The sequence below is a fragment of the Marinobacter lipolyticus genome (assembly GCF_018424605.1).
GTDB classification, from domain to species: domain Bacteria; phylum Pseudomonadota; class Gammaproteobacteria; order Pseudomonadales; family Oleiphilaceae; genus Marinobacter; species Marinobacter lipolyticus_B.
Genome location: NZ_QTKT01000003.1, coordinates 409,402 through 436,057, shown reverse-complemented (window position 1 = coordinate 436,057; position 26,656 = coordinate 409,402). Strand labels below are relative to the sequence as shown.

Genomic DNA, 26,656 nt, shown 5'->3' with positions numbered 1-26,656 from the left:
CCGGCAAAGCGCCGGTGCCCCCTTTACATTTGGTTACCCGAACGTTATGAATATTGCGGATTGTCGATAAAGGTTTGCGCGAAGGAGCCGACAAAGAACTTACAGAGTTCAGCGTCGCTCTCCACGCCGCCTCTGACAACCTTTAACGATGTCCGGATCGGGAACAGCAGATGTCCATCGCACGTTCATTCAACAACATTGCCGTCGGCAAGAAACTGGCCGCCGGCTTTGCCTTCATGGTAATTCTTGCCATCGTGATTGCCGCTATCGGCATCAACACCCTTAGCCAGTACAACGAGCGCTCGCTGATCGTCGCTGGCGCCAGCAGCGCGGAATCGAGCCTGTTGCAGGCGCGGGCGGAAGAGAAAAACTTCCAGTTGCGCCGTCGCAAAGAATACGCGGAAGAAGCGAAATCCCTCGCCAATGACGCTGCCGAAGAGGCCAAAGCGCTGATGGAACTGCTGGTCGTGCCGGCGGACGACGCCCGTGCCCAGGGCATCATCGACGGCGTCGCCGATTACAACCGCCTGATTGATGATCTGGAATCACGGATCAACGACCTGCCGATGGTGGTGGAAGCCATTGAGGAAAAACTCCGGGTCAAGGCGCGCGAAATTGTCGGTCTGGCGGTGGAACTGCAGGAAATCCAGGTCAACCGGATGCAAGAACAATACAGTGGTGCAGTGACCACCCTGATCACCATCACGGTCATCATTGCCGCCTTGGCCGCTCTGGTCGGCTGGGCGCTGACCCGCAGCATCACCACCCCGGTGCGGGAAACCGTGGACATCGCCAACAAAGTCGCCTCCGGCGACCTCACCGTGCAGGTCAACAGCGACCGCGGCGACGAATTCGGTCAGCTGCAGGCGGCCTTCTCCACCATGGTCACCAGCCTGCGCGACCTGATCCAGCAAATCGATGCCGGCGCCAACAACATCGCCTCGTCTTCGGAAGAGCTGTCCACCGTCACTGAGCAGACCAGTGCCGGCGTGTCCCAGCAGCGCGACCAGACCGATCAGGTCGCGACCGCAATGAACGAGATGGTGGCCACCGTGAACGACGTGGCGAAAAGTGCCGAGGCCGCCTTCAGCGCCGCCAACCACGCCAGTGAAAAGTCCGCCGACGGCGAAACCGCGGTCAACGAAACGCTGTCCTACGTCACCGACCTGAATTCGCAGATCAGCCAGGTGATGACCCAGCTGCGCGGCCTGCAGGCCGAGACCCAGAACATCGGCACCGTGCTGGATGTGATCAAGTCGGTGGCCGAGCAGACCAACCTGCTGGCGCTGAACGCCGCCATCGAAGCCGCCCGGGCCGGAGAGCAGGGCCGCGGTTTCGCCGTGGTCGCCGATGAGGTCCGCTCACTCGCCCAGCGCACCCAAAGCTCGGCGTCTGAGATCGAAACACTGATCAATACGCTGGTGGCCAGTGCCGAGGGGTCGGTCACCACCATGGAGAAAGGCACCACCCTGGCCGAACAGACCCTGGACCGCGCCGAAACCGCCGGGACCACCATCCGCGAGATGGCCAGTGCGGTGGAAGAAATTCGCCAGTACAACAGCCAGATTGCCACCGCCGCCGAGCAGCAGACGTCGGTCGCCGAGGACATCAATCAGAACATCACCCTGATCCGCGACGTGGGCGAACAATCCGCCGCGTCCACCGAACAGGTGTCGTCCGCCAGCAACGAACTTGCCCGTCTGGCAGAGGGCCTGAGCACCCAGGTGAGTCGTTTCCGGGTATAACCGGGACGCCAACAAGCGCTCTAGAAAATGCAACGAAAAAAGGGGGCAGACCTTGCGGTCTGCCCCCTTTTTTTCAGATCCCGTTGAAGGATCAGGCCATCAGGTTGTAGACAAACACGATGGCAACCGCAATCGGTGTCACGAAGCGAAGCAGGTTGTACCAGAGAGTGAACGCGCCACCGTCCAGGGCAAGGTCGCTCTTGAGGGATTCCTTGGCCACAAACCAGCCCACGAAGACCGCGGTCAGCAGGCCGGACAACGGCAGCATCACGTTGGCCGTAAAGAAGTCCAGCAGGTCGAAAATGGTCTTGCCTTCGAAGCGCTCGAACATCCCCAGCGGGGCAAAGCCCGACCACTCGTTCAGCGACAGGATCGAGGCAATACCCAGCAGCCAGCAGGCCCCACCCACCAGCACCGCGCTGGCGGCGCGACCAATGGACAGCTTCTCTTCCACCCACTCAACCACCGGCTCCAGCAGGGAAATGCCGGAGGTCCAGGCGGCGAACAGCAGCAGAATGAAGAACAGCGCACCGAACAGGCTGCCCATGGGCATCTGCCCGAACGCCAGCGGCAGGGTCTGGAAAATCAGGCCGGGACCGGCACCCGCTTCCAGGCCGTTGGCAAAGACCACCGGGAAAATGGCCAGACCCGCCAGCAGCGCCACAATGGTATCCATAATGGACACCGTCACTGCGGTGCGGCCAATGGACACATCCCGGCTGAGGTAGGAGCCATAGGCCATCATGATGGCCATACCCAGGCTGAGGGTGAAGAACGCATGGCCCAGGGCAATCAGCACCCCGTTTACCGTCAACGCGCCGAAGTTCGGGGTGAACAGGAAGCTGACCGCCTGGCCGAAGCCGTCCGTGGTGGCGGCGTAGCCAACCGCGACCAGCAGTAGTACGAACAGTGCCGGCATCAGGATGTTGACTGCCCGCTCCAGGCCGGACTTGAGACCCCGGGCCACCACCACGATGACCAGCGCCATGAACAGCGTGTGCCAGGCCAGCAACACACCGGGGCTCGCGAGCAGATCACCGAAGATGGCACCGATGGCGTCGGCGCTCTGGCCGGTGAAATCCCCCATGGCGGCATGGCCGATGTAGGACGCTGCCCAGCCACCAATCACCGAATAGAAAGACAGGATCACAAACGCCGCCAGCACGCCGACAATCGCCGACACGCGCCAGGCCGGCGACGCCAGGTTGCGCTCGGCCACCAGCCGGAAGCTGGCAATCGGGTTGTGACGACCGTTCCGGCCGATAAAGACTTCCGCCATCATGATGGGAATACCGACGATGGCGATACACAGCAGGTAAACCAGCACGAAGGCGCCGCCGCCGTTCTCGCCGGTAACGTAAGGGAACTTCCAGATATTACCGAGGCCAACGGCCGAGCCGGTGGCCGCCAGAATAAAGGCCAGCCGCGAAGACCACATACCGCGCTGGGCAGTGTCCGCATTGTTGTCAGTCATGTTTTCATCCTGTGCTTTTTTGGCTGATGAATCGTTATAACAATAGGCGTTGCCAACGCAGCTGCGCCAGCAATTGGGGCGGGATTTTGCCAGTAGTGGCGGGGGGATGCCAGTTAACCGGCGGGCCGCCCGGAACGGAGGCCCGCCTTCAATCGATAATCAGCTGTTTTTGCTGACAAAACGGGAGATAAGATCCTTCAGCCCGTGGGACATGTCGCTCAGGCGGGTACTGCTGTCCCGGGCGGATGTCGCCTGCCCGGTACTGTGGTCCGCCAGCTCGGCAATGTTGACGATCTGGCGGTTGATCTCGTCAGACACCTGGCTCTGCTCCTCGAACGCCGCGGACATACTGATAAAGCTGTCGGAGATATTGCCGATCGCCGCAACGATATCCGCCAGCGCGGTTTCCGCTTCACGCACCTTTGCCAGACCCTGCTCAGCGGTTTCCTCGCCCGCCCGGGTGGCGGCAACCGCCTGTTCGACCTGATCCCGGAAATCATCAATGACGTCCTGTATCTTCACCGTCGATTCGCGGGTACGGCTTGCAAGCGTACGGACTTCATCGGCCACCACGGCGAAGCCGCGGCCCTGCTCGCCGGCGCGGGCAGCTTCAATGGCTGCGTTGAGCGCCAGCAGGTTGGTCTGCTCGGCGATGTCGGAAATCAGCTTGGCGGCGGCGCCGATGCTGTTGGTGGATTCCCCTAGCTTGCCAATGGCGGTGCCAATGCCGTTCACCCGGGTCACCAGCTGTTCGATGGCCTCCAGTGCCTCCGCGCTGCGATCACTGCCGGTGGCAGCAAACCGGTTGGCATGTTCCGCGTCGCGGGCGTTGCTGGCGACCGTTTCCGCCACCTCCTGAATCGAGGCGGTCATCTCGTTGATGGCCGAGGCGGTCTGGTCGGTTTCCGCCCGCTGCCGGGCAATAGCCTCGGCGCCGTCGCTGATATAGCCATGGGAGGCCCGTGCCTGGGCGTACAGCAGTTCCGCCTGATCATCAATCCGCGCCAGCGCGGTTCGGATGCGGGCTTCCTCGCTCATCAGCAGCATCGAGACTTCTGAGAACAGGCCGCTTTCGTCGCTGTAGGTGCGCGCCACCACAGGATCGTGGAAAGCGTCCGGCCGAAGAGCCAGCACGCGCTGGAGCCGGCCGGTGACAGACTTGAGCACCAGCCCGGCCGCCACCAGGTGGCCGACCACAACCAGCCCCATCGCCAGCGCCGATGCACCGGTGCCAAGGGCCACCAGGCTCAGCGCCAGCGAAAGCGCAAAGGGCCATCCGGATTTGGACATTGACAGCAGCCGGCTCTGCCAGCTGAGAGCGGGCTTGCCGGCACTGAGCTGGCGATACAGACGCTCCGCCCGGCTCACCTGCTCGCGGGTCGGCGCCACGCGCACCGATTCGTAGCCCACCATGCGGCCGCCTTCGAGAATCGGCGTCACATAGGCACTTACCCAGTAATGGTCGCCGGCTTTGGTGCGGTTCTTGACCACCCCCATCCACGGCTTGCCGGCTTTCAGGTACGCCCACATATCCCCGTACACCGCCTGGGGCATGTCCGGGTGACGGATGATGTTGTGGGCCTCACCCAACAGCTCCTCGCGGGAGAAGCCGCTGATCTCCACAAAGTCGTCATTGCAGTAGGTGATCACACCCTTGAGATCGGTCGTGGTAATCAGACGACCACCCTCGCGCATTCGGACTTCCCGCTGGGTAACCGGAAGGTTCTTTCTCATAACTAAATCCGTCTTAGCAAACGTGAGCAACAGGTGACGCTGTTAACGGCCGATCCCGCGGAAACTGAATAGGCGACTTTACGTAGCGGCCAGGTGCGCGCGCGGGTGGAAACGGGTGTTCAGCCACAACGACGCGGCAATCACCGCACCGCCCACCGCCAGGCGCAGCAAATCCGCATCGCGGTTCCAGATCAGCAGGTTGACCAGCAAACCCGCCGGAACCAGGGCGTTGTTCATGATCGCCAGGGTACCGGCATCCACCCGGCAGGCGCCCCGATTCCACAGGAACAGCCCGATCCCGGATGCGGCCAGACCCAGCCAGCCCAGAATGCCCCATTGCAGGCCGGTGGACGGCAGGCGGTCGGCGTCACCGAAAATCAGGAACGACGGCAGGGCAATGATCAGGGCGCCGAAGAAGAAATACCCGAAGGTACGGAACGCCGGGATCTCGGACGGATAATGGCGCATCACGTGCTTGTACCCCACCTGGCCGGCGGCGAAGGTGAAGTTGGCGACCTGCAACAACAGGAACCCGGTGATGAAATCCTGGCTCAGGCCATCGTAGCGGATGATGCCAGCCCCCACCGTGGCCACCGCGGCCGCCACCAGGGCCATCGGTGAAAAGCGGCGGTAGAGGGCGTCGTCGATCAGGGTGACGTAAAGCGGCGTGAAAATGGTGAACAGAAGTACTTCCGGCACCGTAAGGTAACTGAACGACCGGTACAGGCACAGGTAGGTGATGCCGAACTGCAGCATGCCGGTGACCAGAATCCCCAGCTTCTGCCCCGTGGCCACGTCGCGCCAGCGGGTAAACGGCAGAAACACCAGGGCCGCCAGCAGTACCCGAGTGAGTACCGCAAAATCGCTGTCGACCTGACCTGCCAGAAATTCGCCGATCAGACTGAACGAAAATGCCCACAGAACCGTGACAAAAACCAGAAGACCCATAACGCTCACCCCTGTTCATTCCGAGAGCGGCACTGTACCGGAAAAGCGCAATGCCGGCGACGGGTGGGATCAGGTAAGATGCGGCCCTTCTCCGGCGTTTATGCCATACACCATCAGCAAGGCAGCCTTTCGCCCATGGACGATAGCCATCAGCCACTACCGGCGCCCCGACAACCCCTGATAGCGCGCACACTGGCGGAGTGGAAAACCCTCGCCATTCTGGGCGGCCCCATCCTGATCGCCCAGGTAGCGCAGATGGCCAACGGCGTCATCGATACCGTTATGGCCGGCCACGCCAGTGCGGAGGATCTCGCGGCAGTCGGCATCGGCAGCAGCCTGTGGATGCCGCTGTTCCTGTTTTTCATGGGCGTGCTCAGCGCACTGCAGCCCATCATTTCCGGCTACAACGGCGCCCGCACCACCGACAAGATCATGCCGGCCACCTGGCAGGGCCTCTACATTGCCGCGATTGGCTCAGTGATCATGATCCTGCTGCTGACCCACGTGCAGCCGGTGCTCGCCGTGTTCCGACTGGACCCCGTCACCGCCGGGATCTCCCAGGGTTATCTTGATGCCTTTGCCTGGGGCGTACCCGCCATGCTGTTGATGACCGCGCTGCGAGGCCTGACCGACGGCCTCGGCCACACCCGCGTGATCATGGCGTTTTCGGTACTGAGCACGCTGATCAACCTGCCGCTCAACTACATCTTCATTTACGGCAAACTGGGGCTGCCCGCCATGGGGGGCGTAGGTTGCGGCTGGGCCACCTCGTTGTCGAACGGCACCGCCGCCATCGCGCTGTTGGTCTATCTGAATCGAAGTGCGGTATATCGCCGTTTCCACCTGCTGGCCGACTGGGTAAAGCCCGACCCGGCGGGCATTCGCTACGTGCTGAAAATCGGCGTGCCCATTGGCTTCACAATCTTTGTCGAGGCCAGCATGTTCTCGGTCATCGCCCTGTTTCTCGCGCCCCTGGGGCCGGTGGTGGTGGCCGGCCACCAGATCGCCCTGAACGTCGTGTCGCTGTTGTTCATGCTGCCACTGAGCATCGGCATGGCGCTGACCCTGCGAGTGAGCTTCTTAATTGGCGCGGGTGCGCCGGACACCGCCCGGCTGATTTCACGGAGTTCGCTGATCCTCGCGTCGGCGGTGGCGCTGGTGTTCGCTACCCTGCTGTTCGCATTCTCCGAGGGCATCGCCGCACTGTATTCCAGCGATGCGGCGGTGCGGGAAGTGACCGTCAGCCTGCTGGTATTCGCGGCCTTCTTCCAGATTGCGGACGTTATTCAGGTAACTTGCATCAGTGCGCTGCGGGGGTATAAAGACACCAGCATTCCGATGCTGATCATGCTGTTTTCGTTCTGGGGTGTGGGCCTGCCGCTGGGTTATGTGCTGACCTTTACCGGCTGGTTGCTGCCGGCCATGGGCGCGGCCGGCTTCTGGGTCGGGCTGACCGGTGGGTTGGCCTCGGCCAGTGTGCTGCTGGGTTGGCGGCTGTTCCGGTACGCGCCCGCATCTCAACCCTGAGTAAGGCGCCGGGGTTCAGGCCACCCCGGTGACGGATTCCCGGATGTCCTGCGGTTCCGAGAACACCACCTTGTCACGGCCGGTTTCCTTCGCCCGATACAGCGCCGCATCCGCCCGCTGCAGCCAGCTGTCCACGGAGTCATCCGCCTGCAGACTGGCTACACCGAACGACACGGTGACCGGCCCGCCCGGGCAATGCATATACTTGCGCAATACCTGCTGGAGGTTGTGGACCACCGCCCGCAAACCGGTATCGTCCACACCCGGTAACAACAGCACGAATTCCTCGCCACCGTAGCGGAACAGCTGATCGGTCTTGCGGGTATTCTGCTCGATCATTGCCACCAGTTCCGACAGCACCTGATCGCCGACGCCATGGCCGTAGGTGTCGTTAATGCGCTTGAAGTGATCGATATCCAGCAGCGCCAGACCGCAGGGCACCCGGTTGCGCTCGGCGCTGTAGACTGCCAGTTGCAGTTCTTCATCCATGGAGCGACGGTTCTTCACCCCGGTGAGCGGATCGATGGTGGCCAGATGCTCCAGCCGGCGGCGCTGATCGTCGTTTCTGTAGGCGAACACGTAGGCGCAGGCACTGACCACGAACGCGGTAGCGGCAAAGGACCACATCTGCAGGTCAGAACTGAACGCCACCCCGTGCACCATCAGCGCCACCACCGCTGCAACGTTGATAAAGGCGGCTGTTTTCGGACCGGTAAGGAAGAAAGACGTTACCAGGCAGGGATACAGCCAGAACAGGCCCGGCTCGCCAACCACCGCCCCCACCACCACAGCGCCGCTGCAGCAGATAATGGCGAGAAACAGCCCACTGCGCCGGGTGTCGCCAGTGATCCAGGCATACGCCAGCGTTCCGGTGATGCCAAGCAGGATGGCCGTATCCACAATACCCGCCACCACATTCCCCTGCAGGAACCGCATAAAGGCGAAAGGGGTAATCCCCAGAACCGCACTGGCGCCAAGCAGAGTAATGATGGATAACCGAAAATCGGTTTTCAGGCGGTAGAGCATTCAGCGTCCGGTTGTTGCTTGTTATTGGGGGCCAAAAGGTATGACGTCTGCTACGACATCAGACCTTGGTATCATTCGCAACCTAGCATAGCGCAAGAAACTTGAGCGTTCGCTATGCCGGTACGAAATTTTACAGAACATGACCGGAATCATGATTTTGTGACCCAATTAACGGACATTCCTCGAACTTCCCTGGGCGAAACGATCATCTGACACCGAATCCGTCCGGAACCAAGCGTGTCTGCCAGTGGAGTTTCACCCGGAATCGGCGTTAGAATCAGGTATTCTAAAAATAACATTCGGGAATCCATCTTTGTCGAATCTTGTTCGTATCGCACCTGGCGCTCTGGTAGTGGGCAAACCCCTGCCATGGACCGTCTATGACGCCGAAGGCACCGTGCTGCTGCGTCAGGGCTATGTGATTCAGAGCGACATGCAGCTGGAACAGCTTTTTGACCGCGGGCTGTTCCAACCCCGCAACATCGAGCGTTCTCCCGACGATATTCCGGACGACACTCGCCAGCTCAATCCCTTCGCCGAATACCCGATACTGTTACAGACCCTCGAATCCACCATCAAGGCCATCACGGCCGGCGAGGAGAGCGCTCTCAAGCGCCTACTGGGGCTGACGCGGATGATCGAGCGCACCTGCGATGAGTCGCCGGATGCCAGCCTGGCGCTGGTGCACCTGTACTCCATCGAACCCACCATCCATGAGCAGATCCTGTTTTACGGCATCCTCTGCCACACCATTGGCCAGACCTTCGGCCTCGACAAGGCGCGCACCAGCCTGCTCACCAGTGCCGCTCTGGTGGCCAACCTGGCCCTGGTGCCGGTGGCAGACCAGCTCAATGCCTCGCGCAAGATACTCAATGAGGAACAGCGCGCGGTGATCCGCAAGCACCCGCAACGCAGCATCCAGGCACTCCACGACGCGGGCATCCGCAACAACGCCCTGTTCGAGGTCATTGCCCAGCACCACGAACAATCAGACGGCTCCGGCTATCCCAAAGGCCTGAGCGGCAACGACATTCGGGCGGAAGCCGAGATCCTGGCCATGGCCGAACGGTACGTGGCGATGATCACCAAGCGGGCTTACCGCGAGCGGATGAATATCACCGACGCCCGCAAACTGATTAACACCCTCGCTGACGGCAAGTTCCGACCGGCCATTCCGCGGGCGTTACTGACGATTCTGACGGACTACCCGCCCGGAACCCTGGTGCGCCTGGGCAACAATGAAGTCGGTGTAGTTGCCCGCCGCCCGGTGCGCCATCGCGGGCCCTTTGTGAAAGCCATTATCGGCCCCCGGGGCAACCGCTACAGCGGCACTTTCGAGCGGGATTGCAGCGAACCGGAGTTCACCATCGAAGCGGTGGAGCAGCCTGAAGTCATGCCTTCCATGGACTTCAGCCTGCTTTGGGGATTCCGCTAGCGCAGGCCCAGGGCCGCGGCGTGGTGATCCAGGTGCTCGTCGATAAACGACGCAATAAAGAAGTAGCTGTGATCGTAACCCCGATGCATCCGCAGGTTGATGTGGTGGTGCATTTTCTCACAGGCGTCAGCAAGTGCTTCCGGGTTCAACTGACTTTCCAGAAACTCGTCGGCGGTGCCCTGATCAATCAGTAACGGCAGCCGCTCCCGTGCAGTGGGGATCAGCATGGTGGCGTCCCACTCTTCCCAGCGGCTGCGGTCATCTCCCAGGTAGCCGCTGAAGGCCTTCTGGCCCCAAGGGCACTCCATGGGGTTGGCAATCGGCGCAAAGGCGGAGACCGAGGCATAGCGCCTCGGATTCTTCAGGGCGCAGATCAGCGCGCCGTGACCACCCATGGAGTGGCCGCTGACGGCGCGCTGGTCGGTGACCGGCAATTCGGCCTCCACCAGCTGGGGCAACTCCTTGGCAACGTAATCGTACATGCGGTAATGGGGTGCCCAGGGCTGCTCAGTAGCATTGATGTAAAACCCCGCGCCGCTGCCGAAATCGTAGCTGTCGTCCTCCCCGGGCAACCCCAGCCCGCGGGGGCTGGTGTCCGGACACACGATGGCCATGCCCAGCTGCGCGGCGTGTTTCAGGGCGCCCGCCTTCTGCATGAAGTTCTGGTCAGTGCAGGTCAGCCCCGACAGCCAGTAGAGTACCGGCACCGGACGCGCCGCGCCGCCCACCGCCGCCGGCGGCAGAAACACCGCGAATTCCATGTCGCAGCCCAGAGCGTCTGACCTGTGGCGATAACGGCGGTGTTCGCCGCCGAAACAGACGTTGGTCGATAGCAGTTCCATGATGTCCTCGGTTCGGGTTGCAGGCTGGTCAGTCTTCCGCCGATGCGTATTTAGGCAGTTCGATGCCGCAGCCGGATCGGGCCAGTTCCGCCAGGATGGCGGTGCGGGTCACAATACCAATCAGGCGGCCATGATCCACCACCGGGAACACCTTGGGCTTGCCCGCACCGAGGTTCTGGGCCAGGTCCACCATGGCCATCTCCGGCGAGATGGTCACCGGCTCACGGAACATCACGTCGTCCACGATCGGGTCGCCTTCGCAGTGATAACTGCTGACCAGCAAGGCGTGAATGCAATCCTGTTCGGAAATAAAACCGATGACCTTGCGGTGGTCGTCCACCACCGGCAGACCACTGACGTGGTTCTGCAGCAGTATTTTCACCACCCGGGTTAATGGCGTACCACAGCGGATAGGCTCGATGTGGTTCCACATGACATCAGACACTTTCAATGAACGCATGGGCGATCCTCCCTGCCGGTCTGCTCTCCGGGGTCTCGTGCCGGAACCGATGTGCTTTCTATAACCATAGGCAATGCGCCGGGAAATGAAAACCGCCGGGGCCCGATAATCAACAGAATCTGACGCGGATCATCTACCACGTCAGTGGCCCGACTGCACCGCCGACAGGCTGATGTCGACAAAGCGCTCCAGCAGGGGCTCCGGCAGGTCATGGCCCATACCGTCGATCAGTTCGAGGCGGGCGTGGGGGATCAGGTATTTCAATTGCTCCGCGGCCACCGGGCGCACCAGCGGATCGGCGGTGCCATGAATGATCGCGGTGGGCACCCGGATACGCCGGCTCAGAGACGACAGGCTGCCACTGGCGAGAATCGCCCGGGTCTGGCGCAGAATGCCGGCCGGGTGATAACTGCGGCGGTAGTCACGGACGATCCGCGCGCGCACCTCTTCCTCCGACGGCGGGAAGGCCGGGCTCTGGATCACCTTCCAGAAATCCAGCGACCGCGCCACCACCGAGGCTTCATCGTGCCCCTTGGCACCGATACCGGCCAGCCGCCAGATCAGTTTCGGCCTGGGCATGGGCAACCTCGGGCTGTTGGTGGAGGTCATGATCAGGGTCGCGCTGCGCACCCGCTCCGGCCACAGCGAGGCTACCAGCTGGCTGATCATGCCGCCCATGGACACCCCCACCAGATGCGCGCGGCTCACGTCCATGGCATCGAGAACGCCGACCGCATCCGCGGCCATATCCCGCAGGGTGTAAGGCGCAGGCACCGGCAAGCCCACCCGGGAACGCGCCATCATCGCGGCCGGATGGCCGGCCAGCCGGTCTTTCAGGTGCGATGACAACCCGATATCGCGGTTATCAAAGCGGATGACGTGGTAACCCTCGGCGGCGTAGCGCTCCAGCAGGGCTTCCGGCCAGAGTGTCATTTGCGCCCCCAGCCCCATGATGAACAGCACGGGCTCACCTGCAGGATCGCCGCGGGTCTCGACGCAGAAAGACAGCCCGTTGGCCGAGACAAAGCGACTGTTCCCGCCGGACGGATCCGGGATCTCGGCCTGCGGTGCATTTGACGTAGTGGCGGGCTGGGTCATGAAATTCCTCGGGTCTTATCGCGGGCGTGGAAACACTTACAGTACCGCAAAATCCGCCAAATCCAATCACCCGGCTGACAAATCGCCGCGCCGGTCCGGCAAATTCCCGCCCCGGACGGTTTACAGATTCAAATATCTGACTAAACTCAATCAGTTATACCCTTATAAGGGTACTGAATGACAACAACCCCTTTGGCATAACTCAGGGAGCTCCCATGGAAGCCATTGAAAACTTTATAGGTATGGTAAACGGACTGGTGTGGGGCCCACCCATGCTGGTGATGATCCTCGGCGTGGGGCTTTTCCTCAGCCTTGGCCTGAAACTGATGCCGATCCTCAAGCTCGGCGCCGGTTTCCGGCTGATGTGGAAAGGCCGCTCCGCCACCGGCGACGAAAGCGAGGGTGAAATTCCGCCCTTCCAGGCACTGATGACCGCGCTGTCGGCCACCGTGGGCACCGGTAACATCGCCGGCGTGGCCACCGCCGTGTTTCTCGGCGGGCCCGGCGCGCTATTCTGGATGTGGCTGACCGCGCTGGTGGGCATGGCCACCAAATACTCCGAGGCGGTGCTGGCGGTTCGCTTCCGTGAGGTGGACGAGCGCGGCGCCCACGTCGGCGGCCCGATGTATTACATCCGCAACGGTCTCGGCAAGAAGTGGGCGTGGCTGGGCGTGGTGTTCGCTATCTTCGCCGCCATCGCCGGTTTCGGTATTGGCAACACGGTGCAGGCCAACTCGGTGGCCGACGTGCTTCAGGCCAACTTCAACATGCCCACCTGGCTGACCGGCGTTATCCTGATGGTGTTGGTCGGCATGGTGCTGATCGGCGGTATTCGACGCATCGGCCACGTGGCCAGTGCGCTGGTACCACTGATGGCCATTTCCTACGTGTTCGTTGGTCTGATTGCGCTGGCAATCAACGCCGACCAGATCCCCAATGCGTTCGCACTGGTCTTCACCCATGCCTTCAGCCCGGTCGCCGCAGAAGGCGGTTTCGCCGGTGCCGCCGTGTGGGCGGCCATTCGCTTCGGTGTGGCCCGCGGTATCTTCTCCAATGAAGCCGGCCTGGGCTCCGCGCCCATTGCCCACGCCGCGGCGCAGACCAAGAACCCGATCAATCAGGGCATGGTGGCGATGCTGGGTACCTTCATCGACACCATCATCGTGTGCAGCATCACCGGCCTGGTGATCATCACCTCCGGCGCCTGGACCTCCGGCGAAACCGGCGCGGCACTGACTTCCCTGGCGTTTGAAGGCGGCCTGCCCGGCTTTGGCAACTACGTGGTGGCGATTGCGCTGGCGATCTTCGCCTTTACCACCATTCTCGGCTGGTCGTTCTACGGCGAGCGCTGCGTGGAGTTCCTGTTCGGGGTGAAAGCCATCGTGCCTTACCGGGTGCTGTGGATTCTCGCCATTCCGGTGGGCGCTACCATCAACCTGGGCTTTATCTGGCTGGTGGCGGACACGCTGAACGCCATGATGGCGCTGCCCAACCTGATCGCCCTGCTGCTACTTAGCCCGGTGGTGTTCAGGCTGACGCGGGAGCACTTCGAGAAGGAGAAGGCGCTCGGCGTCAGTCGCTGAGCCAGGGGATGAGGTGGATCAAGTGCCCTTGTATTCACCTCATCCGCCTCCACACAGTAATCTATAGGCTTGCTTAACCAACGCAAAGGAGAGAGCACCATGAGTTTACGTCTTGGAGATACCGCTCCGGATTTCGAGCAGGATTCCAGTGAAGGCACCATCCGCTTCCACGACTGGCTTGGCGATGGCTGGGGCGTACTGTTCTCGCACCCCGCCGACTTCACCCCGGTGTGCACCACCGAGCTGGGGCTGACCGCCAAGCTGAAGGACGAGTTCGCCAAGCGCAACGTCAAGGCGATCGCCCTGAGCGTGGACCCGGTGGATTCCCACAACGAGTGGATCAAAGACATCAACGAAACCCAGGGCTGCTCGGTGAATTTCCCCATCATCGCCGATCACGATCGCAAGGTGTCGGATCTGTATGACATGATCCACCCCAACGCCAACGACACCCTGACCGTGCGCTCGCTGTTCGTGATCGATCCGAACAAGAAGATTCGTCTGATGATCACCTATCCGGCCAGCACCGGCCGCAACTTCAACGAAGTGCTGCGGGTGATCGACTCGCTGCAGCTCACTGATGAGCACAAGGTTGCCACCCCGGGTAACTGGGAGCGCGGCGGCGACGTAGTGATCGTGCCGTCCCTGCAGGACGAGGACGAAATCAAACAGCGCTTCCCGAAGGGCTACAAGGCGGTGAAATCCTATCTGCGGATGACACCGGACCCGAAGGCCAACTGGAGCGGCGACTGAATTGTCGCACCTTCAGGAATAAAAAAGCCGGGCGATTGCCCGGCTTTTTTTGTCTTAACGGAAGGCTCAGAACGCCGGGACCACGGCACCTTCGTATTTCTCGAGGATAAACTCCTTCACCGCGTCGGACTTGAGTGCGGCCGCCAGCTTCTGCATGGCGTCGCTGTCCTTGTTGTCCGGACGTGCCACCAGAATGTTGACGTAGGGTGACTCGGAACCCTCGATGATCAACGCGTCCTCGGACGGGTTCAGACCGGCTTCCAGCGCGTAGTTGGTGTTGATCAGGGCCACGTCCACCTGATTCAGGATACGGGGCAGCGTGGCGGCTTCCAGTTCCTTGAAGTCCAGGTCTTTCGGGTTGTCGGCAATGTCACGCGGGGTTGCGGTGATCTTGCTTTCGTCTTCCAGGGTAATCAGGCCGGCTTTCTGCAACAGCAGCAGGGCGCGACCACCGTTGGTGGGGTCGTTGGGAATTGCCACCACAGCGCCTTCCTGCAGCTCATCCAGCGAATCGATCTTGCTGGAGTAGGCACCGAACGGCTCGACGTGCACACCGGTCACGGTCACCAGGTTGGTACCGCGGCCGTCGTTGAACTCGTCCAGGTACGGCTGATGCTGGAAGAAGTTGGCGTCCATCCCCTTCTGATCCACCTGAATGTTCGGCTGGATGTAGTCGGTGAACACCTTCACTTCCAGCTCCACGCCCTGCTCTGCCAGCTGCGGCTTCACAAATTCCAGGATCTCGGCATGGGGCACCGGGGTGGCCGCCACAGAGAGTGTTTCAGCGGTAACCGCCGTGGAAAACGTTGCAGCAGCAGCCAGTGCCGCGAGAGTTTGCTTCAGCTTCATGAGTCGATACTCCTGTTTGAGTTACTTACGGCTGAAATACAGAACCAGGCGGTCGCCCGCCATCTGTAACAGCTGCACAAAAATCACCAGCAAGGCCACGGTAATCACCATGACATCGGTCTGGAAGCGTTGATAACCGAAACGGATCGCCAGATCACCCAGGCCACCGCCACCGATAACACCGGACATGGCGGCGTAGGACACCAGCGTAATCGCCGTCACCGTAATGCCGGCGATAATGCCCGGCAACGCCTCCGGGAGCAAGGCCCCGAAAATGATCTGCCGCACGTTCGCACCCATGGCCTGGGTGGCCTCAATGATGCCGCGGTCGACCTCCCGCAATGAGGTTTCCACCAGCCGCGCGAAAAACGGCGCGCCGCCGGCCACCAGCGGCGGAATGGCCCCGGCAACGCCGAGGGAGGTACCGATGAGCATGACGGTAAACGGAATCATCACGATCAGCAGGATAATGAACGGCACCGACCGCAGCACGTTCACCACGAACGACAGCACCGCATAGGCCGCCGGCTGCTCGAGCAGCTGACGTTTGCCGAACAGGAACAGCAGCACGCCGATCGGCAGGCCGATCAGCACACTGAACAGCAGCGACATGCCCACCATCACCAGCGTGTCCCAGCTGGCGATGCCGATTTCCGACCAGTCGACGTTACTCAGTAAAGCTTCCATCAGCGCACCACCTCTACGTGAACATCCGCGGCTTCCAGCGCGTTCATCGCCACGTCCAGGTCACCGCCGACCAGCGAGAGGGTCAGCTGGCCGTAGGGCGTATCCTTGATGTGGTCGATGCGCCCGGAAAGGATGCTGAAATCAACACCGGATTCCCGCGCCACACTGCCCAGCAACGGCTTGTAGGTGGACTCGCCGCGGAAGGTCAGGCGCAGGATGCGGCCGTTGGCCTTCTGCAGGTCTTCCTGCAGCTCGTCCCGGTCAATGCTCTCGCTTTCGAACACGAAATCCCGGGTGGTGGGGTGTTGCGGATGCAGAAACACATCGCTGACCGCGCCCATCTCCACCACTTCACCGGCGTCCATCACCGCCACCCGGTCGCAGACCCGGCGCACCACGTCCATTTCGTGGGTAATCAGCACAATGGTCAGCCCCAGTTCGCGGTTGATGTCTGCCAGCAGGCGCAACACCGACTGGGTGGTCTGGGGGTCAAGGGCGCTGGTGGCTTCGTCGCACAACAGGATGGTGGGGCGACAGGCCAGCGCCCGGGCAATGCCCACCCGCTGCTTCTGTCCGCCGGAAAGCTGCGACGGATATTTATTGGCGTGATCGCTGAGACTCACCCGCGCCAGCAATTCCTCCACCCGCTCGCGAATCTCACTGCGCGTGTAGATGCCCGCCAGTTTCATCGGAAAGGCGATGTTGTCGGCGACCGTTTTCGAGGACAGCAGATTGAAATGCTGGAAAATCATGCCGACCTTGCGACGGAAGGCCCGCAATTCGGCGGCGTCGTAGTCGGTGATGTTCTCGTCGTCGACAAGAATACGGCCACCGGTGGGTGGTTCCAGCAGGTTAATAAGACGCACCAGAGTGGATTTTCCCGCCCCGGAGTGACCGACGATGCCGAACACCTCACCGGTTTCGATGGTCATACTGGTGGGGTGCAAGGCAGGAATCGCCCGCCCGCCTACCTGGTATGACTTCTGTACCTGGTCAAATACAATCACGAATCAGCCTTTTAAGCATTCTGCCGGCACCTCGCCAGCCACAGGCCGGCGTTCAGCCGACAGCCCGACGGTGCCGCGTTAAAACCGGCGATTATAGCCGATTCGCGGGCCAAACCCGAATCTGCACGCTTGGTACATGCCCGTACACGTTTTGTTACCTGACACTGCCGCAGCCCTTACGCTAAACTCTCGTAATAAAAGCATCTTTACTCCGAGGCGCGATCACAGTGACCACAACAAACGAGACACCGCCCTCAAGGATGAATTCCACCCAGGCATGGGTAACCTACCTCAGCAAGGTCGAGCTTCCGGTATTGGCCAATACCCTGAAGCGCATCAATGAGCTGACCGACAGCACCAACAGCACGGTCAACGAGCTGGCCAACGTCATTCTCAACGATGCCCAGCTGACCTCCCAGGTACTGCGGCTGTCCAACACGGTGTTCTACAACCAGACCCGTACCCAGGTCAGTACCGTCAGCCGTGCCATTACCCTGATCGGCTTCGATTCGGTGAAATCCATGGCGATATCGTCGCTGCTGGTCGACACACTGCTGCAGCGCAATGATCGCCCGCACCTGCTGCGCTGCCTGGCCCGCGCCATCCATTCCGCAGTTCAGGCCCGCTGCCTGATGCCCAAGCGCAACGACCATGCTCTGGAAGAGGTATTTATCGGCGCCCTGCTGATGAACATTGGCGAGCTGGCGTTCTGGTCCTGCGACACCGAACAGGCTCACGAGCTGGAGCAGCGGCTGCGCCTGGAGGAACCGCCGGTCGAGGCGCAGAAAGCCGTATTGCATACCACCTTCACCGAGATCACCCGCGGCCTGGTCGACGCCTGGGCGCTGGGGCCGTTCATCAAGGACGTGGTGGCCCCGGGCCAGGCCAACTCCATGGCGGCCAGCCTGGTGCGCCATTCGGTGGAAATGGCCACGCTGTCAGAGAAAGGCTGGCGCGGGGCCGAGATGGACAAGGTCTTGGAACAGCTGGGCAAGGACACCGACCAGACCCCGGCGGCGGTGCGCGATCAGCTCAAGGTGAATGCCCAGGAAGCGGCCAAGGTGGCGGTTTCGCTTGGCATCCCACAGGTAACCGCGCTGATGCCCGGGAGCCAGGACGGCAGCGGCGGCCGCGCCGGGCGCGCGCCGGATATTGACCCGAATCTGCAACTGCAGATCCTGCGGGACCTGACCGTCAGCCTCACCGACAAACCGGACCTGAACGAGGTGTGCCAGCTGGTGATTGAGGGCACGCACCGGGCCATTGGCATGCAACGGGTAGCACTACTGATGGGGGATAAAACCGGTCACAATCTGATTCCCCGCAAAGTCGGCGGTCGCGGCACAGAGACCTGGCGGGAGGACTTCGTGATTTCCAGGGACGGCACCGGGCCGCTCGGGCGCCTGCTGCCCCACGCCAGTTGCGTCATCTACGAACCACGGCCGGTGGAAGAGGGCGTACCCTACGACCGCTGGCTGGGCAAGGTTCCGGCCCTGATCGGCCCGCTGACCGCAAAAGGACGGCTGGTGGGCCTGTTCTACGCCGACAACGCGGCCGCTGACTATGTCCCTTCCGAGGAACAACTGACGGCGTTCGGACACTTCGTCCAGAACGCCCAGTTGTGCATTACGCTGCTGGCGGCAAACTGACGCCGGCCCGGCACAGCCTCACAGCTCGTAAAGTTTGGTCACGTGCAGTATCGGACCAGTCGGCTGTCCGGTGGGCGAACCGCCTCCCGGCTCCAGACTGATGGCCAGCGTGCGGCTCCGGCCCAGGGACTGGCGGGCCTGGTCCGTAAGCTCCACCTGATGCACATCCCCGACTGGTATCACGCCCAGAGATAATGGGTTGCCATTGTCCGGCACGATCCATAACTCATAATCCTTTCCCGCCGCAGCGGACATCGCGGCCACAGAGCGCAGTCGCAGGCGTCCTTCACCACCGGACTCGTCGACCAGCCACAAGGGCTCGCCGACACCCGCCTGAACGATAGCGCCGGAAAGCCGTGTGTCTGGCGTATACGCCGGCTGCTGGACCAGCATCAACGACAGCACCAGAGCCGCCGCCGTGGCAACCAGACTCCACGCCGGCCAGAGTCGTCCCGACTTCGTTTTCGTGGCTGCCGGCTCCCCCGGGGGCCAAAGCCGTCGTTCAATCCCCCGCCAGACCGAGCCGGGGGGAATACGATCGGGCACTTGATCGCCAAGCTGACCAAGCTTTTCTTCCCAATACCAGACTTCCTGACGAACCCGTACCGACTCCATCATCCAGCGCTCAAAGCGTTGCCTTGCTTTGCCTTTCAATGATCCCAGCACGTATTCGGCCGCCAGGCTTTCTATGCGTTCCGGCGTTTTTCTCATCTTTCCAGACACCTCTTCAACGCCATCAGTCCCCGGCGAATCCAGCTCTTGACGCTGCCGACCGGGGAACTCAACGCCTGCGCCAACTCATCGTGAGTGAAGCCACGGTAGTACGAAAGCAGGATACTGTCCCGTTGCGAGTCACTCAGTTCGCCAAAACAACCGGTCAACTGCGCCGCACCGGCACTGCGCAGTTCCGCATCAAGAGGTCCGCCACGTTGATCCTCGAGGTGTTCCAGATACTCTTCACCGCCGGTACGGCGTACCGTCCTCGCCCGCATCAGGTCAAGTGTGCGATACCGCGCGATGGTCAACATCCAGCTCAGTGGCGATCCCCGGTCACTGTGGTATTCGCAGGCGTGATGCCAGATCTGCACAAAAGCATCCTGAAGCGCTTCTTCGGCCAGCTCCTGCTGCCCTGCCAGTTTGAAACACAATCCGAACATCCGGGCGGACATCCTGTTGTATAACGTCTGGAAGGCGTGGCGGTCGCTTCTGGCAACCGAAACAAGCAGCTTCATCAGCTCGTCCTGGTTCGCGTCACTGGTTGTCATTGTTTGTTGACTCCGTCTTCAGCTAGTACCTCTCCTGTTTCCAGTACGCGTGGGAAGGCCATCAGGTTGCACCCGCAACTGGAAAAATCCGCCAGAGAAATTTTTTTCGAACCCTGCATCTTTTCGCCAGCCCGCTCCGTTTCTCCCAATACAACATCAAACATCAGATGAGGAACAGGGAATGAACACAGTAATAAAACGCTCCGGCCTCGCCCTAACGATCGCCGGAATCTGTCTGACCGCAGGTACGGCATCGGCCTCCAGCCACCGGGAAGCGCCGTTCATCACCGAAGTGCCCAAGGTGGACGGCACCGACTTCTACATGTTCCGCAGCTACGAGAGTGGCAGGGACAGCTTCACAACTCTGATCGCCAACTACCTGCCGCTTCAGGATGCCTATGGCGGCCCGAACTACTTCGATCTGGACGAAGACGCCATCTACGAGATCCACATCGATAATTCCGGTAACGCCCGGGAAGACATCACCTTCCAGTTCCAGATGCAGGACGTGATGAACGACATTCAGCTGGATATCGGCGGGGAGATGGTTTCCGTGCCCCTGAAAAACATTGGCGACGCCACGGACAACGCCAATGTCCAGATGCGTCAGGAATACACGGTGACAGTGATTCGCGGTGACCGTCGCACCGGCACGCGACAGACCGCGACCAACGCCACCACCGGCATGGAAACCTTTGCCAAGCCGCTGGACAACATTGGCGGCAAGTCGTTTGCAGACTACGAAGCCTATGCCAACCAGCATGTCTTCGACATTGCAATTCCGGGCTGCGGCACGAATGGCAAGGTCTTCGTGGGCCAGCGCAAGGAAGCGTTTGCCGTCAACCTTGGCGAGATCTTCGATCTGGTGAACACCAACCCCCTGGGCGCGCGCGACGGTGAGGGCGCCGGAGATCTGGCGGATAAAAACACCACTTCCTTTGCGCTGGAAGTACCCACCGCCTGCCTGACCGGCAGTGCCCAGACTGCCTCCGGCGATCCGGTCATTGGTGGATGGACCACCGCCAGCGTTCGCCAGGCCCGCGTGCTGAACCCGGCTCCCGCTGCGGATGGCAAAGGCGCGACGGTCGAGGGCGGCGCCTACACCCAGGTCTCACGGCTGGGCATGCCGCTGGTCAACGAGGTGGTGATTGGTCTGAAAGACAAGGATCGCTTTAACGCCAGCGAACCCAAGGACGACGGCCAGTTTGCCACTTACGTGACCAATCCGACCCTGCCAGCCCTGCTGGAGATCCTGTTCGCCGGGACGGCTGTGGCGCCCGCAACGCCGAGAAACGATCTGGTCACCGCTTTCCTGACCGGCGTACCAGACGTGAACGGCCCCGAAGGCGTTACCGCTTCGGAAATGCTGAGGCTTAACCCCAGCATCCCAGCAACTGCGGCGGGAGCACAGAATGATCTGGGTGTCCTGGGCATGGACAACGCCGGCTTCCCCAATGGTCGTCGCCCGGTGGATGACACCGTCGATATTGCGTTGCGCGTAGTCATGGGCGCCCTGACGACAGATGCGCCGAACAAGGACGCGCCGCTGACCGATGGCGTTCAGCTCGATCCGACGGAACTGCAGGAAGTGTTCCCATACCTCGCGACGCCGATCGCCGGTTCACCCAACAGCATCTAAGGGAGCACGACCATGACATTCCGCATCGGAATCACCCTGTTTGCTGCGCTGGTATTGGCGGGCTGTTCGGACAGCTCCAGCAGCCGGGCTCCGGACCTGTCGCCGGAGCTGGCGGTCGATTTCACCACGTTCGTGAAAAATGAAATTGACAATACCGGGAATGACCGCGAAGCAGTCAACATCAACCAAGTGGAGTTCAGCTTCAATGATCAGGACAACGAACAGGCGTTCGACGACCTGTTTTAACGCCTGTGGGCACTGCCGTCAGTTCGCCTCCGATCCCGGACTGACGGCCTTTCACCCTGCGCTACGGCGCAGGGCTTTTTCCATCGCAGCACTGATTATCGCGCTGACAGTGGAAACGGCACTGGCTGCGCCCACAGCGATTGAAACGGACTATTCCGACCAGGAAATACTGATCACACTGCCAACCGAGGTGAGTGCGGACACCCCGCCAGTGAACGCCACGACTGCCGCAGACCGGGTACAGGCCTATCTCACACGGGCACGGGCAGAAGGTGATCCGCGGTATCTGGGTTATGGCCAGGCACTCATCGAGGGCTGGCCTGACGAACGGATGACCGACCGCCTGCGCATCCTCAGCGCCACGCTGGACCAGAGCCTGCACCGCTTCGAGCCCGCGCGCGCGCAACTGACACAGGTCATAGACCAATCGGTCGATCAGGCACAGGTATCCCAGGCCCGGCTGACGCTGGCCAACCTCGAACTGGTGCAGGGCCGATACGCCGCCGCCCGGGGGCATTGCGAGCACCTCGCCACTGCGTTACCCGGGCTCATAGCGGCCAGCTGTATGGCTCAGGTGGACGCCCGTACCGGCAATCCCAACGACGCCTATGAAACCCTGAAAACCCTGACAAGGCGCGCTTCCGAACAAGATATCACCAGCCTGTTATGGGCCGAAGGCACCCTCGCCGACATCGCGGCCCAGCTCGGCAAACCCGAGGCCGAGCAACACTGGCGCCGCGTACTGACGCTGGCTCCGGATGACCTCTACACCCGCACCCAGCTGGCTGACTGGCTGCTGGAGCAGGGCAACGCCCGGAGTGTGGTGACGCTGACCGATCAGTACGAGCAGGTCGATTCTCTCGCCGTTATCCGTGCCATCGCCATGAAGCAGCTCGGACATGCCGAAGGTGACCGGCTGGCCGCCCGGCTGGAAGAGCGCTTTCGTGAAGCGCGCTGGCGCGGCAATCTGCTGCACCAGCGGGATCTCGCCCGCTATGCATTGGACATCGCCGGGGACACGGATACCGCGCTCTCCTACGCCCAACGCAACTGGCAGGACCAGCGCGAACCGCTGGACACCCGCCTGTTACTGCGCGCCGCAATAGCGGCGGAGGAGGGAACCCTGGTAGCCGAGGTCAGAGCCTGGCTAAACCGTCACAACCAGGCCGACGCCCGCTACCCGGAGGAACGGTCATGACACCGAATTGCTGCCGCCGACTTTCCGCCGGCCTCTGCCTGCTCGTTCTCCTTACCCTGCCGCTCACGGCCTGGGCCCACAAAGCCAGTGACAGCTTTATCTACCTGGACCAGAACCAATCACAGCTGCGTATAGATCTGGCGCTGAGGGACCTGGCGCTGTTACTGCCGTTGGACAGCAACGGCGACGGGCAACTCAGCGGTGCGGAAGTTCGAAACAGCCGGGGCGCCATCACCGGTCTGGTGGATCAGGGGGTTGCTGTCAGCAACGCCAGCGGCCCGTGTCAGTTGATTGGTATGCGGTGGGGCCTGTCACGACACAGCGACGGCCCCTACGCCGCGGCACGCTACCGGGTGGCGTGCCCGGACGAGCTGTCTCCGTCATCCCTTGAATACCAATTGCTGTTCGAACGGGACCCGTTACATCGCAGCCTGGTCAGCATTACCGATGCTCAGGGTGAGCGCCTTGATGTACTGGCGCCCGACAAACGGCGCATCAGTCTGGACAACCCGGGCAGCGCCGTGGGGAATACCCTGCAGCTGTTCGGAACTTTTCTCTATGAAGGCGTGCTCCACCTGCTGATCGGCCTCGACCATATCCTGTTCCTGCTGGTGCTGATTCTGCCGGCCACACTGCCGCGAAAGCAGAGCCAGCGCCCGTCGCCAACTCGGCCGATCCGTGATTTTCGACTGCGCCTGCTGGAACTGGCGGGCATCGTCACCGCGTTTACCGTGGCCCATTCCATTACCCTTGCACTGGCGGCACTGGACATCGTGACGCTGCCCATTGCCTGGGTGGAGACGGTCATTGCCCTGTCCATCGCGGTTGCCGCGCTGAACGTATTCTGGCCGGTTCTGGGTCGAAAAACCTGGAAACTGGCCTTCGGTTTCGGTCTGATTCATGGCTTTGGTTTTGCCAGTGTGCTGGGGGAACTGACGTCCGGGGTTTCGCAGACGGTCGTCGCTCTGGCGGGCTTCAATCTGGGTGTGGAGCTGGGGCAACTGGCGTTACTGGGGCTGGTTTTCCCGGCTCTGTATCTGTGCGGCCAGTTCCGGTTATACGAGCGCGCTGCAGTGCCCGCCATGTTGCTGATGGTGGGCTCGCTCAGCCTGTACTGGGTAGCGGAGCGCGCCACCGCCATCTAGGGTGCCGAAAAAAACGCCCGGCGGCCTTTGACCGTCGGGCGTTTTTTCGTCGTCTGCCGTTCAGGCAGTGTCAGTGCAGCGCGCGCATCTGACGCGGGTAGAGCGCAGCGCTCACTTCGGGTTCTTCCAGCAGATCCGCCAGCTCACGATCGACTTCGGTTTCCTCCCCCTCATCCGGCAGGGGCTCGAACAGGGTGCTCAGCCAGGCGGCAACCGACGGCGCTTCCTCACGGCGGTAGTCGGTGGACAGCGCCTTGATCCGGCGGAAACCGATAATGCGCTGGTGCTTGGGATCACGGATCTGCTCGAAGCCCCGCCAATACACGTGATCCCGGGTATGCAACTGCACGAACAGGGTGTCGATGGGCCCTGAGGGCTCGGCGTCTTCGCCGATGTCTTCGGGCCTGGCGTCCGCCGCCTCCACGGCATCGGTTTCCGGTTTTTTGTGACGGATGGTGGTCCAGGCCGGATAGAGCACGGCCACGGCATCCGCTTCCACATGCTCACGGGCGGCGCGGAGGATCAAACCCCAGCGGGCCTTGTCGGCATCGGTTTCAAGGGAATTGATGGGCAAGTCGTAGCTTTGTTCGCTGGACAGGACTATCGCCATCATCGGGGCATCAAGTTCCCCCATGGCTTCGGCCTGTGCTACTGATACCAGTTCGTCGATTGCCATCGGTTGGTTCATAATGCGCTCGCCTCCTCGATGCCATCAGGGTCTGTCAGGAAGGCTGGCACCCTCCTGACCTACAGCATAGCCTGTTCCGGCCATAAAGATAAACGTGACGTCTGCGATGTCGGATCACAAACTGGAATTTCAACCCCGCGCCCGACCAGCCAGCGTCAGCCGTCAATCTGTTCCAGGCGCTCGTACTGCGCGAACCAGGGGCGGGCCTCTTCCAGCTGTGCCGCCAGCTGCAGCAGCGTGCCTTCACTGCCATGGGCGCCGCCGAACTGGACACCCACCGGCAACCCGCGAGCCGTCCAGTGCACAGGCACCGACATAGCCGGGGTACCGGTCAGGTTTGCCAACTGGGTAAACGGGGTGCGTGCCAGGCTTTCCAGCGCCATCTGATCAACCTGACCGGTCTTGTGCACCAGCTTGCCGGCCTTCAGCGTGAGCATCAGACGGGCGGCAAACTGCAGGTGCGCCGGCGTGTCGAGCTCCCCGATCTTGGCGGGCAGCTGACCTGTGGTGGGGCACAGGTACAGATCGAACCGGCTGAAATAGGCACCCAACGCCCGGGCAAACTCATTCCACTGCTGGCGTCGGCTGACGTACTCCGGCAGCGGCATGGTCTGCCCCAGCATGCCTAGCAGACGGGTATCGAGCTCGAAATCCTCGTCTTTGGCACCCAGCTCGGACCGGGCCTTTTCCATCAGCGTGGCGACTTCGCCAAAATAAAGCCCCAAATAGCATCGCGCCAGGGCCATGCCGTCGAAATCCGGACGCGCGTACTCGACATGGTGGCCCAGGTTTTCCAGGACTCTCGCCGTTTCTTCCACCGCCTCGACACAGTGCGGGTCGACTTCCGTGTGGTAGGGTGACGAGGTGAATACGCCAACTCGCAGAGGACCCGGGGTCTTTTCCATCAGGCTGGCGAAGGGTTCCGCCGGTGGCGGAATCACAAACGGATCACCGGACGCCGCACCGGACAACACATCCAGCATGGCGGCGCTGTCGCGAACCGTACGACTGACCACGTGGTCGGTGGAGGCGCCGGTCCACGCCTCTCCCTGGTATGGCCCGGAGGAGATCCGGCCACGGGAAGGTTTGAGCCCGAACACGCCGTTGTAGGCGGCGGGAATGCGAATGGAGCCGCCGCCGTCATTGGCACCGGCCATTGGCACGATGCCGGCGGCCACCGCCGCTCCGGACCCACCGCTGGAGCCTCCCGGAGTCAGGCGTGTGTCCCAGGGATTGCGGGTTGCCCCCCACAGCCGCGATTCGGTCACGGCCTTGAGCCCGAATTCCGGTGTTGCGGTGCGCCCGAGAATCACCAGGCCGCCGTCCAGGGCACGGCGGACGTATTCCGAGTTCTTTGGCGCGATATGATTCCTCAGCCCGCGGCTGCCATAGGTGCACGGATGCCCCTCCTGCTCCTGGGCAAGATCCTTCAGCAGCAGCGGCACTCCGGAGAAGGTGGCACTATCGGGATGGGGCTGGTCAAGGGCGGCGGAAAACTGGGGATAGCAGATGGCGTTGAGACGGCCGTTCACCCGGGTTGCCCGCTCAATCGCCGCCTCGCACACTTCCCGCGAGGAAACTTCGCCGCGGCGAATCAGATCAGCCAGCGCAACGGCATCGTATCGAAGGTATTCGGATTGCTTCATCATCGCTTCCAT

The 26,656-nt window shown here is 61.8% G+C and carries 25 protein-coding genes; 10 read left to right on the top strand and 15 right to left on the bottom strand.

Going from position 1 to position 26,656, the window contains the following annotated elements; genetic code table 11:
• Positions 1–170 precede the first annotated feature (170 nt).
• Positions 171–1,745 carry a methyl-accepting chemotaxis protein gene (locus tag DYI22_RS06670; protein ID WP_213477253.1) on the top strand — a complete coding sequence of 525 codons (1,575 nt, stop codon included), beginning with the start codon at positions 171–173 and terminating at the stop codon, positions 1,743–1,745.
• A gap of 91 nt (positions 1,746–1,836) precedes the next feature.
• Here the strand turns inward: DYI22_RS06670 and DYI22_RS06665 are convergent, their stop codons facing one another.
• The 3 genes from DYI22_RS06665 to DYI22_RS06655 form a co-directional block, all read right to left on the bottom strand.
• Entirely contained in the window at positions 1,837–3,219 is a 1,383-nt protein-coding gene (locus DYI22_RS06665) for a sodium-dependent transporter (protein ID WP_213477252.1), read from the bottom strand.
• 159 nt (positions 3,220–3,378) lie between these two features.
• On the bottom strand, positions 3,379–4,953 hold the full coding sequence (locus DYI22_RS06660; protein WP_213477251.1) for a PAS domain-containing methyl-accepting chemotaxis protein: 1,575 nt from the start codon (positions 4,951–4,953) through the stop codon (positions 3,379–3,381).
• Between the two features lie 78 nt (positions 4,954–5,031).
• Positions 5,032–5,901 (bottom strand): carboxylate/amino acid/amine transporter, encoded by an 870-nt coding sequence (locus DYI22_RS06655; RefSeq protein ID WP_213477250.1) that lies wholly within the window; start codon positions 5,899–5,901, stop codon positions 5,032–5,034.
• A gap of 135 nt (positions 5,902–6,036) precedes the next feature.
• Here DYI22_RS06655 and DYI22_RS06650 point away from each other — a divergent pair, with 135 nt between their 5' ends.
• The gene (locus DYI22_RS06650; RefSeq protein ID WP_213477249.1) at positions 6,037–7,428 is read left to right on the top strand and encodes an MATE family efflux transporter; all 1,392 of its coding nucleotides are present in this window, start codon (positions 6,037–6,039) and stop codon (positions 7,426–7,428) included.
• Positions 7,429–7,443: 15 nt separating this feature from the next.
• Here the strand turns inward: DYI22_RS06650 and DYI22_RS06645 are convergent, their stop codons facing one another.
• A complete protein-coding gene (locus tag DYI22_RS06645; protein ID WP_213477248.1) occupies positions 7,444–8,454 on the bottom strand; it encodes a GGDEF domain-containing protein in 1,011 nt (336 codons plus the stop codon).
• A gap of 313 nt (positions 8,455–8,767) precedes the next feature.
• On the opposite strand from DYI22_RS06645, the gene DYI22_RS06640 reads away from it, so the two are divergent.
• A complete protein-coding gene (locus DYI22_RS06640; protein WP_213477247.1) occupies positions 8,768–9,889 on the top strand; it encodes an HD-GYP domain-containing protein in 1,122 nt (373 codons plus the stop codon).
• Here the strand turns inward: DYI22_RS06640 and fghA are convergent.
• The 3 genes from fghA to DYI22_RS06625 form a co-directional block, all read right to left on the bottom strand.
• Complete coding sequence (gene fghA / locus DYI22_RS06635) at positions 9,886–10,731, bottom strand: S-formylglutathione hydrolase (RefSeq protein ID WP_213477246.1); 846 nt, start codon at positions 10,729–10,731, stop codon at positions 9,886–9,888. The genes DYI22_RS06640 and fghA overlap by 4 nt on opposite strands.
• 28 nt (positions 10,732–10,759) lie before the next feature.
• Positions 10,760–11,191, bottom strand: coding sequence for a CBS domain-containing protein (locus tag DYI22_RS06630; protein WP_213477245.1), 432 nt, complete (start codon positions 11,189–11,191; stop codon positions 10,760–10,762).
• Between the two features lie 141 nt (positions 11,192–11,332).
• A complete protein-coding gene (locus DYI22_RS06625) occupies positions 11,333–12,289 on the bottom strand; it encodes an alpha/beta fold hydrolase (RefSeq protein ID WP_213477244.1) in 957 nt (318 codons plus the stop codon).
• A gap of 215 nt (positions 12,290–12,504) precedes the next feature.
• Between DYI22_RS06625 and DYI22_RS06620 the strand changes: the two genes are divergently transcribed.
• Positions 12,505–13,872: an alanine/glycine:cation symporter family protein gene (locus tag DYI22_RS06620; RefSeq protein WP_213477243.1), complete on the top strand. Its 1,368-nt coding sequence runs from the start codon at positions 12,505–12,507 to the stop codon at positions 13,870–13,872.
• A 99-nt stretch (positions 13,873–13,971) separates the two neighbouring features.
• Positions 13,972–14,625: a peroxiredoxin gene (locus DYI22_RS06615; RefSeq protein ID WP_213477242.1), complete on the top strand. Its 654-nt coding sequence runs from the start codon at positions 13,972–13,974 to the stop codon at positions 14,623–14,625.
• Between the two features lie 66 nt (positions 14,626–14,691).
• On the opposite strand, the gene DYI22_RS06610 is transcribed toward DYI22_RS06615, so the two are convergent.
• The 3 genes from DYI22_RS06610 to DYI22_RS06600 are packed head-to-tail and all read right to left on the bottom strand — an operon-like array spanning position 14,692 to position 17,168.
• On the bottom strand, positions 14,692–15,474 hold the full coding sequence (locus DYI22_RS06610; RefSeq protein ID WP_213477241.1) for a MetQ/NlpA family ABC transporter substrate-binding protein: 783 nt from the start codon (positions 15,472–15,474) through the stop codon (positions 14,692–14,694).
• Positions 15,475–15,495: 21 nt separating this feature from the next.
• Positions 15,496–16,161, bottom strand: a complete 666-nt coding sequence (locus DYI22_RS06605; protein WP_213477240.1) for a methionine ABC transporter permease — start codon at positions 16,159–16,161, stop codon at positions 15,496–15,498.
• Complete coding sequence (locus DYI22_RS06600) at positions 16,161–17,168, bottom strand: methionine ABC transporter ATP-binding protein (protein ID WP_213477239.1); 1,008 nt, start codon at positions 17,166–17,168, stop codon at positions 16,161–16,163. The genes DYI22_RS06605 and DYI22_RS06600 overlap by 1 nt, the downstream gene beginning before the upstream one ends.
• Before the next feature lie 227 nt (positions 17,169–17,395).
• Here DYI22_RS06600 and DYI22_RS06595 point away from each other — a divergent pair, with 227 nt between their 5' ends.
• The gene (locus DYI22_RS06595; protein WP_323132883.1) at positions 17,396–18,817 is read left to right on the top strand and encodes an HDOD domain-containing protein; all 1,422 of its coding nucleotides are present in this window, start codon (positions 17,396–17,398) and stop codon (positions 18,815–18,817) included.
• 18 nt (positions 18,818–18,835) lie between these two features.
• Here DYI22_RS06595 and DYI22_RS06590 read toward each other — a convergent pair whose 3' ends face one another.
• Genes DYI22_RS06590 through DYI22_RS06580 form a run of 3 tightly spaced genes read right to left on the bottom strand, consistent with a single transcriptional unit; the run spans position 18,836 to position 20,246 of the window.
• A complete protein-coding gene (locus DYI22_RS06590; protein ID WP_213477238.1) occupies positions 18,836–19,528 on the bottom strand; it encodes an anti-sigma factor domain-containing protein in 693 nt (230 codons plus the stop codon).
• Positions 19,525–20,082 (bottom strand): sigma-70 family RNA polymerase sigma factor, encoded by a 558-nt coding sequence (locus tag DYI22_RS06585; RefSeq protein WP_213477237.1) that lies wholly within the window; start codon positions 20,080–20,082, stop codon positions 19,525–19,527. Before DYI22_RS06585 ends, DYI22_RS06590 begins: the two co-directional genes overlap by 4 nt.
• The gene (locus DYI22_RS06580; protein ID WP_213477236.1) at positions 20,079–20,246 is read right to left on the bottom strand and encodes a hypothetical protein; all 168 of its coding nucleotides are present in this window, start codon (positions 20,244–20,246) and stop codon (positions 20,079–20,081) included. The genes DYI22_RS06585 and DYI22_RS06580 overlap by 4 nt, the downstream gene beginning before the upstream one ends.
• Before the next feature lie 17 nt (positions 20,247–20,263).
• Here DYI22_RS06580 and DYI22_RS06575 point away from each other — a divergent pair, with 17 nt between their 5' ends.
• The 4 genes from DYI22_RS06575 to DYI22_RS06560 are packed head-to-tail and all read left to right on the top strand — an operon-like array spanning position 20,264 to position 24,310.
• Positions 20,264–21,721, top strand: coding sequence for a DUF4331 domain-containing protein (locus DYI22_RS06575; protein WP_213477235.1), 1,458 nt, complete (start codon positions 20,264–20,266; stop codon positions 21,719–21,721).
• Between the two features lie 12 nt (positions 21,722–21,733).
• Positions 21,734–21,967, top strand: coding sequence for a hypothetical protein (locus tag DYI22_RS06570; protein ID WP_213477234.1), 234 nt, complete (start codon positions 21,734–21,736; stop codon positions 21,965–21,967).
• Entirely contained in the window at positions 21,927–23,165 is a 1,239-nt protein-coding gene (locus DYI22_RS06565) for a tetratricopeptide repeat protein (RefSeq protein ID WP_228300840.1), read from the top strand. Before DYI22_RS06570 ends, DYI22_RS06565 begins: the two co-directional genes overlap by 41 nt.
• Complete coding sequence (locus tag DYI22_RS06560) at positions 23,162–24,310, top strand: HupE/UreJ family protein (RefSeq protein ID WP_213477233.1); 1,149 nt, start codon at positions 23,162–23,164, stop codon at positions 24,308–24,310. Before DYI22_RS06565 ends, DYI22_RS06560 begins: the two co-directional genes overlap by 4 nt.
• A 70-nt stretch (positions 24,311–24,380) precedes the next feature.
• Here DYI22_RS06560 and DYI22_RS06555 read toward each other — a convergent pair whose 3' ends face one another.
• Both DYI22_RS06555 and DYI22_RS06550 read right to left on the bottom strand, forming a co-directional pair.
• Positions 24,381–24,998, bottom strand: coding sequence for a hypothetical protein (locus DYI22_RS06555; RefSeq protein WP_213477232.1), 618 nt, complete (start codon positions 24,996–24,998; stop codon positions 24,381–24,383).
• A 155-nt stretch (positions 24,999–25,153) separates the two neighbouring features.
• Positions 25,154–26,656, bottom strand: a complete 1,503-nt coding sequence (locus DYI22_RS06550) for an amidase (protein WP_228300839.1) — start codon at positions 26,654–26,656, stop codon at positions 25,154–25,156.